Raw genomic sequence first — 13,140 nt, forward strand, 5'->3', positions numbered from 1 at the left:
TTCGCACGAGGCTAGTGCCTGCGGTCAGCCGTCGGGCCATCCGTCCGGCGCGCAGGCCGCGGTCAGGGCGTGCCGCGCCGCCGTGCCGAGGGGGAGGAGCGCGGCGCGGCGGGCTGCGATCTCGCCGGCGCTGACGGCTCCTCCCTCGCTGTCGAGCGCGAGGTCGACCACCTCCTGGAGGTGCAGGGCGCGCCGGGCCAGGTCGACCGCCCGGGCCGGTACGCCGGCTGGCGCCCGGACCGTGTCCCCCGCCCGGAGGTCGTGCAGCGCGTCGGCGACCTCCGGCCGCCAGCGCGCGACGTCGAGGCGGGCCAGCTCGTTGGCGGACTCGAGCAGGGTGCGACGCAGGGTCCGGTCGGCCTCACCCAGGTCGGGCGGCATCCGCCGGCGCGCGTCGTACGTCGTCCACTCGACGGCGCGGCCCACCCGCTGCGGCACCCAGCCGGTGCCCGGCTCGGTCCGGACCCCGATCGCGACGACCGCCTCGCCCGCGTCCGTGGCGGCCATCGAGAAGGCCGACGGCCCGGCCAGCCCGGTGGGATCCCCGGGCGCGGGAAACGCGGCCCCGAGGGCGGTCGCGCCGTCCCGCCGGAGAGCCGCAGTCGCCTCGAGCAGCGTCATCGGCCCCGAGGGCCCGGCGAGGACGTGGGCGGCGTCGCCGGCGAGGACTGCGTCGCCGTAGTCGTCCGGACCGACCAGTCCCCGGAGGAACGCGGTGCCCCACCACGCCACCCGTCCCGCCACCGGCATCTCGACCGTCACGTCCCGTGACGATAGGGCAACGGACCCCATCTGCTGGTCGATAGGGTTGCGACCATGTCAGCCGTCCTGGAGCTTGCCGAGGTCACCGTCCGTCGGGGCGACGCGCTTCTGCTGGACCGGGTGACGTGGATCGTCAAGGAGGGCGAGCGCTGGGTCGTGCTGGGCTCCAACGGCGCCGGCAAGACCACGCTGCTCCAGGTCGCTGCCGCGCAGATGTATCCGACCTCTGGCGCCGTCGGGGTTCTCGGCGAGCTCATCGGCACCGTCGACGTCTTCGACCTGCGACCGCGGATCGGGCTCACCAGTGCCGCGCTTGCCGAGCGGATCCCGCGTGACGAGAAGGTCAGCGACGTGGTGGTGTCGGCGTCGTACGCCGTCGTCGGCCGCTGGCGCGAGCAGTACGACGACCTCGACCACGACCGGGCACGCTCCTTGCTGCGCGAGGTGCGGGCCGAGCGGCTGGCCGACCGCACGTTCGGGACGCTCAGCGAGGGGGAGCGCAAGCGGGTCCAGATCGCGCGCGCCCTGATGACCGACCCGGAGCTGCTGCTGCTCGACGAGCCGGCCGCCGGCCTCGACCTCGGCGGTCGCGAGGACTTGGTCTCGACGCTGTCGGTGCTCGCCTACGACCCCGCCTCACCGGCGACGGTCCTGGTGTCCCACCACGTCGAGGAGATCCCGCCCGGCTTCACCCACGTGCTGATGCTCCGCGAGGGACGTGTCGTGGCCGACGGGCCGATCGAGCAGGCGCTGACCCAGGAGGCGCTGTCGAGGACCTTCGGCATGCCGCTGGTGCTCGAGGAGCACGACGGCCGGTACGCCGCGCGTCGCCGCCTCCACCGGATCTGAGGTGTCGCCGATCGAGGTCGGCGCCGTCCTGCTGGCCGGCGTCTGGGCGGGCACGATCAACACCGTGGTCGGCTCGGGCACGCTGATCACGTTCCCGACGCTGCTCGCCATCGGCGTGCCGCCGGTGACCGCCAACATCAGCAACAACATCGGCCTGGTGCCGGGCTCGGCCGCCGGCGCGGTCGGCTACCGCCGGGAGCTCGAGGGCCAGCGCTCGCGCGTCCTCCGGCTGCTCGTCGCCTCCCTCGTCGGCGGCCTGGTGGGCGCCGGCCTGCTGCTCGTGCTGCCGCCCGACGCGTTCGAGGCGGTGGTGCCGGCCCTCATCCTGCTGGGTGTCGCGCTCGTCATCCTCGGACCCCGGCTCTCGGCCTCGGTGGCGAAGCGGGCGGAGGCCCGCGAGGCGGCCGGCCTCCCGCCAGCCCGTGACGGCGCCTGGTGGGTGTGGCCGGCGGTCCTGCTCACCGGTGTCTACGGCGGCTACTTCGGGGCCGCGCAGGGCGTGCTGCTGATGGCGTTCCTCGGCATCGGCATCAACGAGTCCCTGCAGCGCCTCAACGGTGTCAAGAACGTGCTCGCCGCCGCCGTCAACGCGATCGCCGGCCTCGTCTTCGTCGTCGTCACCGAGCTCGGGCTCTTCGGCATCGACTCCCGCATCGACTGGTCGATCGTGCTCCTGATCGGCCTGGGGTCGGTCGTCGGAGGCTTCCTCGGCGCCTCGATCGGCCGGCGGCTGCCCGCGGGCGTGCTGCGCGCGGTGATCGTCGTCGTCGGACTGGTGGCCGTCACCGCCATCCTGCTGACGTGAGCAGGTGCCCTGACACAATGCGCGCCATGAGAGGGAGCCGATTCGCGAGCCACCACCGCCGCCACCGCCCGGGCCCTACCAGCCCTACGGGGCGCCGCAGCCGTCGCCGTACGGCGCCTTCCAGCCCACCCCGCCGACCAACAGCCTGGCCGTGGGGTCGCTCGTCGTCAGCATCTGCAGCGTCCTCTTCTGCTGCGGTGTGCCGGGCATCGTGGGCGCGATCATGGGCCACGTCGCGCGTCGGCAGATCCGCGAGCGTGGCGAGGGCGGCGACGGGCTCGCGCTGGGTGGCGTCATCGTCGGCTGGATCGCCTTCGCGTTGTCGATCGCGGCGGTGCTCTTCTACGTCGTGCTGGTCGTCGGCCTCGGGCTGTGGGCCGAGTCGGTCGACGACAACTGCTACTACGACGACCGCGACGTCTACGTCTGCGACTGAGCCTGGTCCTGGCCGCCCTGGCCCTGGACCAGACCGGCAGCACCGGCGCCGACCGCGCCGAGCGCGACGGCGATCATGCCGCCGGCCGCCAGCAGCGGGACCTCCTTGCGCGCGAGCGCGATGACGCCGGTCGCCGCGTCGCCGCCGTCGACCGCCATGCCGGCGAGCACCAGCGAGCGCCGGGCGCGGCCGCGGGCGAGCAGTGTCATCGACCCGATCGCGATCTCGCGCACCCCGAACATCCGGGTCATGAATCCCATCTGCGGGTTGTCGTCGGGCGACAGGTTGAAAAGCTTGGCGGTGAACGTGGGCGAGGCGATCGAGCTGACGCCGATCGCGATGCGGCCGAGGGAGAGGCCGGTCACAGGATCCATGCGGGGAGACTAGACGAACGTCAGTCGACGTAGGTCGACAACCACCGATCGATCTCCGCGTAGACCCGCTCGCGCACCGCGGGCCGGGACAGGACGACGTCGTGGACGGCGCCTGGTACGGCGATCGACGTGACGTGCCGCCCGAGCGCGCCGGCCCACTGCCGGATCTGCTGCACGTCGAGCACGATGTCGGTCGACATCGCGTCCTCGTCGAGCGTGGTGGTGAAGACCGTGCGGTCCGACGACAGCACCAGCACCGGACGCCGGATGTCGAGCCCGCCGTGCACGCGCGCGTGGCCGGCCCGGATCGCCCGCAGCCAGCCGAACCGCACCGGGAACGACTCCGGCGGCTTCCAGGTGAGGTCGAACTCCCACTCGCCGCCGTGCAGGTGGTGGAGGCTGTGCGCGTAGACGCCGCTGACCGCGCGGGGGAACACCCGCATCGGCTGGGCCCGCCCGATGCGGTCCAGCAGCGCCGTCGCCGGGCGGGTGCGCATCCAGGGCGCCCCCTGCAGGTCGAGCCAGGGCGAGTTCAGGAAGACCCCCGCCAGCTCCTCCGGCTGCCGGGAGTCGACCCACAGCGAGACGACCAGCCCGCCGGTCGAGTGCGCCGACAGCACGACCTTCGTGTGGCCGTCGCGCTTCGTGATCCGCTCCCAGGCCAGGTCGAGCTCGGCGAAGTACTCCTCCAGGTCGGCCACGTAGGTCGCCGTCTGGTGCGGCCGGATCGACCGCCCGTACTTCCGCAGGTCCAGCGCGTACATGTCGTGGTCGCGCTCGACCCACCACTCGCCGTACGCGGCGTGGAAGAAGTAGTCGGCGAACCCGTGGACGTGCAGCACCGCCCGCTCGGTCGGAAGCTCCGCCCGACGCCGCACCAGCGTCGCCACGACCTCGCCCTCCTCGTCGGGCGGCAGCGCGATCGTCTCGGCCTCCCACGGGTGGCCCAGCACGTCGGTCCGGATCTCCATGTCGCCGGCCTCGGGCTCGGCGTCCAGCGGACGCTCGACGGTGTCGTCGGTCATGGGGAAAGTGTGCATCACCCGCCGGGACGGATTCGCAGGACGACCCCGTCGTCGAACGCCGTCGTCCAGATCTCCCCGCCGACCGCGACCAGGCTCCCGCCGCTGAGCGGCACCCTCGCTTCGGTGGTCGAGTAGCCCGAGCCGCTGGGCGAGGGCGTATCGAGACCCCCGCCGCCCGAGCGCCGTCCGGCCTGGTGGCCTTCCGCATAGGATGGACCGCATGGCGGGCACCCAGCGGTTCGACGTCGACGGCGAGACGTTCGACGTGACGCAGCACGTCACCGCGCCCGGCCGCTACCAGTTCGCCTGGGTCTCCGGGAGGAACCGGGGCTACGGCTTCACGTCGAACACCTCGGACGACCGCGCCATGACGCAGGAGCAGATCGTCAGTCAGATCCGGTCCTTCCTCGCGCAGGTCGATCCCGACACCGGCTACCTGGCGGACTGAGAAGCGCCCGGCCGGCGCGGCGCGGTCGGCCGGGGTAGGGAGCGCCCCCGGCTAGGGTGACCGGGTGGACGAGGCCTTCCTGAGTGGGCTGCGCGACCTGCTCCAGGAGCAGTGCCAGGTGCCGCCCCTGCCGATCGAGTGGGCCTGCACGTCCGCGATGCTCGCCGCGAACGGCTACTCCTACGGCGGCGACTTCTTCGTGGCCGACCGGGTGCCGACGCCCGAGGGCGGTGACGGTCTGGCGATGGTGCTGGTCGACGTGTGCGGGAAGGGTGAGACGGCGCTGCCCCACGCGGTGCAGTTCGCCGGGGCGTTGCGCGGGCTGCTGGTTGCGCTGTCGGAGGATCAGGTGCTGCCGGCGGCGAATGCCTTCCTGCTGCGGGAGCCGTCCGACGAGAGCATCGCGACCGCGGTGCAGGTGGGTGTCGACCTTCGGACCGGCGGCTACGCGATCCGGAGTGCTGGTCATCCTCCGGTCCTGCACTGGCAGGCCGCGGCAGGGGAGTGGACCGTCGACAACGCACGCGGGATGGCGTTGGGAGTCGTCGACGAACCGCAGTTCGACGTGAGCAGGGGCGTGCTCGAGCCTGGCGACGGGCTGCTCTTCTACACCGACGGCGTCATCGAGCGGTCCGACGCCGACATCGACGCCGGGATCGACTGGCTGCTGCGCGAGGCCCGTGCCGCCGTCGATGCGGCGGGCGGGGCCGTGCGCGACGTACCGGGCCGGATCCTCGAGCAGGTCACACGCGGGGACGACGACCGGGCGCTGCTGGTGCTGGCCCGGGCACCGGGGGAATAGCCCGCCGAGGGCGCCGGTTGTGAGAAGTGGTTGCCATGTCAACTACGATGGCGACGACGCAGACAATCGAGGAGCGTGGACCACATGCAGATCGGCATCTTCACGGTCGGTGACGTGACGCCCGATCCCACCACCGGCCGGACCCCGACCGAGCACGAGCGCATCAAGGCGACCGTCGAGATCGCGAAGAAGGCCGAGGAGGTCGGCCTCGACGTGTTCGCGACCGGCGAGCACCACAACCCGCCGTTCATCGCCTCGGCGCCGACGACGACGCTGGCCTACATCGGCGCCCAGACGGAGCGGATCGTCCTCTCCACCGCGACGACCCTCATCACGACCGACGATCCGGTCCTGATCGCGGAGGACTACGCCAAGCTGCAACACCTCACCGATGGCCGGGTCGACCTGATGATGGGTCGCGGCAACACCGGCCCGGTCTACCCGTGGTTCGGCAAGGACATCCGCCAGGGCATCAACCTCGCGATCGAGAACTACGCCCTGCTCCACCGCCTGTGGCGCGAGGACGTCGTCGACTGGGAGGGCCGCTTCCGTACGCCGCTGCACGGCTTCACCGCGACGCCGCGCCCCCTGGACGGCGTGCCGCCGTTCGTGTGGCACGGCTCGATCCGCAGCCCCGAGATCGCCGAGCAGGCGGCCTACTACGGCGACGGCTTCTTCCACAACCACATCTTCTGGCCGCCGGCGCACACCGAACAGATGGTGCGGCTCTACCGCGAGCGGTTCGAGCACTACGGCCACGGGCCGGCGGACTCGGCGATCGTCGGTCTCGGCGGGCAGTTCTTCATGCGGAGGAACAGCCAGGACGCGATCAACGAGTTCCGGCCGTACTTCGACAACGCTCCGGTCTACGGCCACGGTCCGTCGCTGGAGGAGTTCACCGAGGGCACGCCGCTCACCGTCGGGTCGCCGCAGCAGGTGCTCGAGCGGACGCTGTCGATCCGCGACTACGTCGGTCACTACCAGCGCCAGCTGTTCCTCGTCGACCACGCCGGTCTGCCGCTCAAGACGGTCCTCGAGCAGCTCGACCTGCTGGGCGAGATCCTGCCCGACCTGCGGAAGGGCTTCGCCGAGGGCCGGCCCAGCCACGTACCGGACGCGCCGACGCACGCCTCGCTCGTGGCCGCGGCCGGTGGGGCGAAGGACAGTACCGTGTACGCCGAGGCGGATGCCGCCACCGGCACCTCCGATCGCGACCTCCACGACCCGGAGGTCGCCAAGGTCCTCGAAGGAGAGCTCTGAGCATGGTGCGCTCGATCGTCGTCGTCGCCGCAGGACTGTCGGTCCCGTCCTCGACCCGGCTGCTCGCCGACCTGCTCGGGGATGCGGTCGAGCGGGCGGTCGCGGCCCGCGGGGAGGAGGTCGAGGTCGAGGTCGTCGAGCTTCGTCCGCTGGCGCACGCCCTCGCCGACCACCTGCTGACCGGGTTCCCCACCGGTGAGCTGGCCGAGGCCATCGACAAGGTGGTCCGCGCCGACGCGCTGGTGGTGGTGACGCCGGTGTTCGCCGGGTCCTACTCGGGCCTCTTCAAGACCTTCTTCGACGTGCTCGACCTCGGCGCGCTCGAGGGCAAGCCGGTCCTCGTCGGCGCAACGGCGGGTACGGCGCGCCACAGCCTGGTGCTCGACCACGCGTTGCGACCGCTCTTCGCCTACCTGCGCGCCCTGGTGGTGCCCACCGGGGTGTTCGCGGCCAGCGAGGACTTCGGTGCGGGTGGGCTCGACGGCGGGTTGCGCAAGCGAGCCGACCGCGCCGCCACCGAGCTGGTCGCGCTGCTCGGCTGCTCGGGGCAGACCACCGTGCACGCGCCGCGGCGACGTCCGGTGGGGGAGGAAATGGCTGAGGTCACGCCGTTCGAGCAGCTGCTCCGTGAGGCCGGCGGCGACTCAGTGCGCTGACCGGTGCTCGCGGGGCGTCACCTTCGCGGCGAGGTCCTCGGGCATCGGCTCGTAGTGGGCGAAGGTGCGGCTGAACGTGCCCGCGCCGTGCGTGGACGCCCGCAGGTCGATGGCGTAGCGCACCAGCTCCCGCTGGGGCACGTGCGCCTTCACCAGCGCCCGGTCGCCGACCTGGTCGGTGCCGAGCAGCCGGCCGCGCCGCGACGACAGGTCGCTCATCACGCCGCCGACGAGGTCGTCGGCGACGAGGACCGCCACCTCGTCGTACGGCTCGAGCATGGCGATGCCGGCGGCGTCGGCCGCCTCCCGCAGGGCGAGCGCTCCGGCGGTCTGGAAGGCCATGTCGGAGGAGTCGACGCTGTGCGCCTTGCCGTCGGTGAGGGTGACGCGGATGTCGACGAGCGGGTAGCCGAGGCGGACGCCGCGCTCCATCTGGGCGCGGACGCCCTTCTCCACCGACGGGATGAAGTTGCGGGGAACCGCGCCGCCGACCACCTTGTCGACGAACTCGAACCCGGACCCCTCGGGCAGCGGCTCGACCTCGATGTCGCACACGGCGTACTGGCCGTGCCCGCCGGACTGCTTGACGTGCCGACCGTGTCCCTTCGCCGGGCCCAGGAAGCACTCGCGGAACGGCGTGACGAGCTCGCGCTGCTCGACCGAGACGCCGTAGCGATCGTGCAGCCGCTCGAGCGCGACCTCGGCGTGCGCCTCGCCCATCACCCAGATGACCAGCTGTCCGGTCTCGCCGTCGTTGTGGACCCGCAGGCTCGGGTCCTCGGCGGCGAGCCGGGTCAGGGCCGCGGAGAGCTTGTCCTCGTCGGAGCGGGTGGCGGCCTCGATCGCGATCGGGAGCAGCGGGTCGGGCAGCGACCAGGGGCGCAGCACGCGCGGGAGATTGGGGGAGGAGAGCGTGTCCCCGGTCTCGGCGCGTGAGAGCCTGCCGACGACAGCGACGTCGCCGGCCAGCACCCGGGGCGCAAGCACCTGCTGGTTGCCCGTCGGGAAGCCGAGCGCCCCGATCCGCTCGTCCTCGTCGTGGTCCTCGTGGCCGTCGGTGCCGAAGCTCGAGAAGTGCCCCGAGACGTGCACAGAGGCGTCGGGCATGAGGGTCCCGGAGAAGACGCGGACCAGGCTGACCCGCCCGAGGTAGGGGTCGCTGGTGGTCTTCACCACCTCGGCGACGAGGGGCCCGTCGGGGTCGCAGCTGACCGGCTGCTCGGCCTTCCCCTCCGGGGTGAAGACCTCGGGCGGCACGTGCTCGGGTGGCGACGGGAAGGCCCGCACACACAGGTCGAGCAGCTCCGGGAGACCGGTGCCGGTCTGCGCGCACACCGGCATGACGGGGAAGAAGTTCGCGCGCGCGATCGCGGTCTCGAGGTCCTCGACGAGCATCTTCTCGTCGATCTGCTCGCCGCCGAGGTAGCGCTCCATGAGGGTCTCGTCCTCGGACTCCTCGATGATCGCCTCGATCAGCTCGCCGCGCCGCGGGTCCTCCGACTCGGACCGGATCAGGCTCTGGAGCGCGCCGTCCTCGAGGCAGTAGACCGGCAGCACCTTCTCGCCGAACGCCGCCCGTGCCGCGCGGACGACGCCGTCGTGGTCGGCCCTCGGGTGGTCGAGCTTGGTCACCACCACGGCTCGTGGCGTCCCGACCGCAGCGCACTCCCGCCACAGCTCGCGGGTGCCGTCGTCCACACCCTCGTTGGCCGCGATCACGAACAGCGCGCAGTCGGCGGCCCGCAGCCCGGCGCGCACCTCGCCGACGAAGTCGGCGTAGCCCGGGGTGTCGATGACGTTGACCTTCGTGCCCTCGACGACGACGGGGGCGACGGAGAGGGACACGGACCTGCCCTGGCCGAGCGTCACGTGCGTGAGCGCCTCCACCAGCGTGGTCTTGCCTGACTGGGTGGGCCCGACCAGCACCACGTTGCGGATCCGGTCGGGCCCGGGCGCCGCAAGGTCCTGGTCACTGGCCTTTCGCGAGGATTTGTCGGCCATGGGCTTACGTTGCTCCGATGTGGCGTCCACCACAAGGGGTCGGCGACGCTCGAGTTGCGCTCAGCCGGTCTGCGGCGGACCGCCCCTGACCACAAGTGGGACGCCCGACGAACAGCCCGGCAGCTCCGGCGTCGGCGTCCGCCCCCTCAGGGTCACGAGGACGACGAACCCATCGTCGATCTTCTTCACCCCAGCGGACCGGAACCACCGGGCGTCGGCGTGCTCCTTGGTGAACGCCCGGCGAGCGGCATCTGCCTCACCCCGCGCGGCCACCGGGACGCACTCGACGTCGCCGGACGGCTCGTCCTCGCTCCCGTCACCCTCGAACAGCGTCGTCGCGCCCCACCAGGCGGCGGCCGCGACCAGCAGCACCCCCAGCAGGAGCACCACCCCGCCGACGACCTTCCGCACGGCGACCGGCCAGGCTCAGTGCTGGTAGGTGCCGACGACCATGCCGCGGGCCAGCGTCTTGAAGGCCAGGTTGAACGACACGACGGCGGGGGAGGCGTCGGAGTCGACGCCGAGAGAGGGCTCCTTCACCGCGTGGACGACGAAGTAGTAGCGGTGCACCTGGTCGCCCTCCGGGGGAGCGGCGCCCATGAACGCCTTCGGGCCGCCGTCGTTGCGGCACATGAAAGCGCCGCCCGGCAGGGATGCGCCCTCGGCGCCCGCGCCGGCGTCGAGGCTCGTGACGTCGGCCGGGAGGTCGACCAGTACCCAGTGCCAGAAGCCGCTCGGAGTCGGGGCGTCGGGGTCGAAGCAGGTCACGACGTAGCTCTGCGTGCCCTCGGGCCCGGCCTCCCAGGACAGCTGCGGTGAGCTGTTGCCGTGGGCGGCGACCTGGTCGTCCTTGAGGGGCTGGCCGTCGGTGACGTCGGCGCTGGTCACGCCGAAGGACGGTACGGCGGGCAGCAGCTCGTAGGGATCGGGAGCAACGGGGCGATCGAGAACCATGCTGCGAATCTAGTCCGGCAGGTGAGTCGTTGACAGGGGCGAAACGCGCGCGGTCGATGATGGTCCCCATGGATTTCCCGCCGTACCCGTCCGGCCTCCGCCTCGGGGGGAGACGGGTGGTGGTCGTGGGCGGCGGCAATGTCGCCCAGCGGCGGGTGCCCCAGCTGATCGCGGCCGGCGCCGACGTGCACGTGGTCTCGCCGGAGGCCACCCCGGCGATCGAGGGACTGGTCGGCTCGGGCGAGGTCACCTGGCACCGGCGTCGGTTCGAGGACGCCGACCTCGACGGCGCCTGGTACGTCGTCGCGGTCACCGACGACCCCGCGGTCAACGACCGGGTGAGCGAGCTCGCCGAGCAGCAACGGATCTTCTGCGTGCGCTCGGACGACGCGACCCGAGGCACCGCCTGGACCCCGGCGGTCGGCCGGCACGCCGGGGTGACCGTCGCGGTGCTCGGCAACCGCGACCCGCGCCGCTCGGCCGCCGTGCGCGACGAGGTGCTGGCGGGACTGCGCGACGGCCGCATCGCCGCGCCCCACCACCGGGACCGGACTCCGGGTGTCACGCTGGTCGGTGGCGGCCCGGGCGACCCGGAGCTGATGTCCGTCGCCGGCCGCAAGGCGCTGATGGAGGCCGACGTCGTGGTCGCGGACCGGCTCGCGCCCCGCGAGCTGCTCGGCGAGCTGCCGGCCGACGTCGAGCTCGTCGACGTGGCCAAGCTGCCGCGCAGCCGCAGCGCCCAGCAGGCCGAGATCAACCGTGTCATCGTCGAGCGCGCCCTCGCGGGGAAGCGGGTCGTCCGCTTCAAGGGCGGCGACAACTTCGTGTTCGGTCGGGGATACGAGGAGGTCATCGCCTGCCGCGAGGCGGGCGTGCCGGTGACCGTCATCCCCGGGCTGACCAGCCCGGTCGCCGTACCCGCCATCGCCGGGATCCCCGTCACCCACCGCGGCATCACCCACGAGTTCACCGTCGTCTCGGGCCACCTACCGCCGGGGCACCCCGAGTCGCTCGTCGACTTCGACGCGCTGGGACGGCTGCGCGGGACAGTGGTGCTGATGATGGGCGTCGAGAACTCGCCGGAGATCGCGAAGGCGCTTCTCGTCGGTGGCCGCGAGGCAGGCACCCCCGTCGCGATCGTGTGCGACGGCACCATGCCGACCCAACGGACCGTGCTCGCCACGCTCAGCACGCTCGGCGAGACCGTCGCCACCGAGCGGGTGCAGCCACCGGCGATCATCGTGATCGGCGAGGTGGTCCGCGTGGCGTTCCCCGACTCGTTCCCCGACCCGTTCCCCGACCCGGGCACGCCGGCCGATGGCTGAGCAGGTCGCGATCTCCGACGCCGGGGACCCCCGGCTCGCCGACTACCGCGACCTGCGCGACGTCCAGCTGCGCAAGCACCTCGAGGCCGAGCACGGCCTGTTCCTCGCCGAGGGCGGGAAGGTCGTCCGGCGCGCGGTCGAGGGCGGCTTCGAGGTGCGCTCGTTCCTGATGGCGCCCCGCTGGCTCGACGGCCTCGCCGACGTGCTGGCCACGACCGACGCACCCTGCTACGTCGTCTCGGAGGCACTCGCCGAGGAGGTCACCGGCTTCCACGTGCACCGGGGTGCCCTGGCCTCCCTCGTACGACGACCGCTCCCGCCCGTCGTCGACGTCCTCCACGGTGCGCGGTCGGTCGTCGTCCTCGAGGACATCGTCGACCACTCCAACGTCGGCGCGATCTTCCGCAGTGCCGCCGCGATGGGCTTCGATGCCGCCCTGCTCGCGCCGCGCTGCGCCGATCCGCTCTACCGGCGCTCGATCAAGGTCGGCATGGGCGCGGTGTTCAGCCTGCCGTGGACCCGTCTGCCCGACTGGCACGCCGCCTTGCCCGGCCTGTCGACCGCGGGCTTCACCACGGTCGCGCTCACGCTCGCCGACGACGCCGTACCGATCGAGCAGGCGGTGGCCGGCCTCGACAAGGTCGCGCTCGTGCTCGGCTCGGAGGGCCACGGCCTGTCGACACGGTGGGAGCAGTCGGCCGACCGGCGCGCGATCATCCCGATGGCGGCCGGCATCGACTCGCTCAACGTGGCGGCCGCCTCCGCGGTCGCGTGCTACGTCACCGCCGGGCGGGCGGCGGTGGCGGGATGACTCAGGTCGGCCACTCCGGCGGGTAGTCGCCGGCAGCGGCGTCGTGCGCCTTCTGGAGCTTCTTGCGCGCCCTGGTGGGAAGCCGGTCCCCGAAGACAGTGCCCCTGGTGTGGTCGGTCTCGTGCTGCAGGCAGCGCGCCAGCAGGCCGTCACCCTCGAACCGCACCGGCGTCCCGTCCAGGCCGAAACCCTCGACGGTCGCGAACGCGGGGCGGGCGCAGGGGCAGAACGCCCCCGGGAAGGAAAGGCAGCCCTCGTCGCCGTCGTCCAGCTTGCGACCGCGGTCCTCGGGCACGGTGACGGTGGGGTTGCAGACCACGCCGACGTACCGCTCGCCCGACTCGTCCGGGCAGTCGAACACGAACATCGCGAGATCGACGCCGATCTGGCAGGCGGCCAGACCGACCCCGTCGGCGGCGTACATCGTCGCGACCATGTCGGCGGCGAGCGAGCGCAGCTCCTCGCTGCCGTACTGCTCCGCGGTCACCGGTTGCTGCGCACGGTGCATCACCGGAGTGCCCCAGCGGGTGATCGCACGGACCGAACCGCCACGCGGGAGCGGTCCGTACGGCGCGTTGACGGCCTCGTCGGAGCCCTGGGTCGACATGGCCACCGATCCTAGGGGGCCCGTT

General features: G+C 72.5%; 16 protein-coding genes. 9 read left to right on the plus strand and 7 right to left on the minus strand.

What is annotated here, in order from left to right:
* Positions 1-24: 24 nt before the first annotated feature.
* The gene (locus DJ010_RS07265; protein ID WP_109692945.1) at positions 25-762 is read right to left on the minus strand and encodes an Rv1486c family protein; all 738 of its coding nucleotides are present in this window, start codon (positions 760-762) and stop codon (positions 25-27) included.
* A gap of 54 nt (positions 763-816) precedes the next feature.
* On the opposite strand from DJ010_RS07265, the gene DJ010_RS07270 reads away from it, so the two are divergent.
* From DJ010_RS07270 to DJ010_RS07280, 3 genes are all read left to right on the plus strand, one after another.
* Entirely contained in the window at positions 817-1,611 is a 795-nt protein-coding gene (locus DJ010_RS07270; RefSeq protein ID WP_109692946.1) for an ABC transporter ATP-binding protein, read from the plus strand.
* A gap of 1 nt (position 1,612) precedes the next feature.
* A complete protein-coding gene (locus DJ010_RS07275; protein WP_109692947.1) occupies positions 1,613-2,416 on the plus strand; it encodes a sulfite exporter TauE/SafE family protein in 804 nt (267 codons plus the stop codon).
* 151 nt (positions 2,417-2,567) lie between these two features.
* Positions 2,568-2,852, plus strand: coding sequence for a DUF4190 domain-containing protein (locus DJ010_RS07280; protein ID WP_211318684.1), 285 nt, complete (start codon positions 2,568-2,570; stop codon positions 2,850-2,852).
* Here DJ010_RS07280 and DJ010_RS07285 read toward each other — a convergent pair.
* Together DJ010_RS07285 and DJ010_RS07290 are read right to left on the minus strand one after the other, a co-directional pair.
* Positions 2,837-3,226: a hypothetical protein gene (locus tag DJ010_RS07285; RefSeq protein WP_146207278.1), complete on the minus strand. Its 390-nt coding sequence runs from the start codon at positions 3,224-3,226 to the stop codon at positions 2,837-2,839. The two genes, DJ010_RS07280 and DJ010_RS07285, sit on opposite strands and share 16 nt — an antisense overlap.
* Positions 3,227-3,246: 20 nt before the next feature.
* Positions 3,247-4,251 (minus strand): alpha/beta hydrolase, encoded by a 1,005-nt coding sequence (locus tag DJ010_RS07290; protein WP_245927314.1) that lies wholly within the window; start codon positions 4,249-4,251, stop codon positions 3,247-3,249.
* 220 nt (positions 4,252-4,471) lie between these two features.
* Between DJ010_RS07290 and DJ010_RS07295 the strand changes: the two genes are divergently transcribed.
* The 4 genes from DJ010_RS07295 to DJ010_RS07310 all read left to right on the plus strand — a co-directional run bounded on the left by DJ010_RS07295 (position 4,472) and on the right by DJ010_RS07310 (position 7,417).
* A complete protein-coding gene (locus DJ010_RS07295; protein ID WP_109692950.1) occupies positions 4,472-4,699 on the plus strand; it encodes a hypothetical protein in 228 nt (75 codons plus the stop codon).
* 64 nt (positions 4,700-4,763) lie between these two features.
* Positions 4,764-5,501, plus strand: a complete 738-nt coding sequence (locus DJ010_RS07300; RefSeq protein ID WP_109692951.1) for a PP2C family protein-serine/threonine phosphatase — start codon at positions 4,764-4,766, stop codon at positions 5,499-5,501.
* A gap of 84 nt (positions 5,502-5,585) precedes the next feature.
* Positions 5,586-6,761, plus strand: coding sequence for an LLM class flavin-dependent oxidoreductase (locus DJ010_RS07305; RefSeq protein WP_109692952.1), 1,176 nt, complete (start codon positions 5,586-5,588; stop codon positions 6,759-6,761).
* A gap of 2 nt (positions 6,762-6,763) precedes the next feature.
* Positions 6,764-7,417 (plus strand): FMN reductase, encoded by a 654-nt coding sequence (locus DJ010_RS07310; RefSeq protein ID WP_109692953.1) that lies wholly within the window; start codon positions 6,764-6,766, stop codon positions 7,415-7,417.
* Here DJ010_RS07310 and DJ010_RS07315 read toward each other — a convergent pair.
* Genes DJ010_RS07315 through DJ010_RS07325 form a run of 3 tightly spaced genes read right to left on the minus strand, consistent with a single transcriptional unit; the run spans position 7,406 to position 10,372 of the window.
* Positions 7,406-9,418, minus strand: coding sequence for an elongation factor G (locus DJ010_RS07315; RefSeq protein WP_109692954.1), 2,013 nt, complete (start codon positions 9,416-9,418; stop codon positions 7,406-7,408). The genes DJ010_RS07310 and DJ010_RS07315 overlap by 12 nt on opposite strands.
* A gap of 60 nt (positions 9,419-9,478) precedes the next feature.
* Positions 9,479-9,829: a hypothetical protein gene (locus DJ010_RS07320; protein WP_109692955.1), complete on the minus strand. Its 351-nt coding sequence runs from the start codon at positions 9,827-9,829 to the stop codon at positions 9,479-9,481.
* Positions 9,830-9,844: 15 nt separating this feature from the next.
* Positions 9,845-10,372 (minus strand): YbhB/YbcL family Raf kinase inhibitor-like protein, encoded by a 528-nt coding sequence (locus DJ010_RS07325; RefSeq protein ID WP_109692956.1) that lies wholly within the window; start codon positions 10,370-10,372, stop codon positions 9,845-9,847.
* A gap of 68 nt (positions 10,373-10,440) precedes the next feature.
* Between DJ010_RS07325 and cobA the strand changes: the two genes are divergently transcribed.
* Together cobA and DJ010_RS07335 are read left to right on the plus strand one after the other, a co-directional pair.
* Positions 10,441-11,697, plus strand: coding sequence for a uroporphyrinogen-III C-methyltransferase (gene cobA, locus DJ010_RS07330; RefSeq protein ID WP_211318685.1), 1,257 nt, complete (start codon positions 10,441-10,443; stop codon positions 11,695-11,697).
* Positions 11,690-12,508 carry a TrmH family RNA methyltransferase gene (locus DJ010_RS07335; protein ID WP_109692957.1) on the plus strand — a complete coding sequence of 273 codons (819 nt, stop codon included), beginning with the start codon at positions 11,690-11,692 and terminating at the stop codon, positions 12,506-12,508. The genes cobA and DJ010_RS07335 overlap by 8 nt, the downstream gene beginning before the upstream one ends.
* A 1-nt stretch (position 12,509) precedes the next feature.
* Here the strand turns inward: DJ010_RS07335 and DJ010_RS07340 are convergent, their stop codons facing one another.
* Positions 12,510-13,115: a peptide deformylase gene (locus tag DJ010_RS07340; protein ID WP_109692958.1), complete on the minus strand. Its 606-nt coding sequence runs from the start codon at positions 13,113-13,115 to the stop codon at positions 12,510-12,512.
* Between the last annotated feature and the right edge of the window lie 25 nt (positions 13,116-13,140).

The organism is Nocardioides silvaticus (genome assembly GCF_003160695.1).
Lineage (GTDB): Bacteria > Actinomycetota > Actinomycetes > Propionibacteriales > Nocardioidaceae > Nocardioides > Nocardioides silvaticus.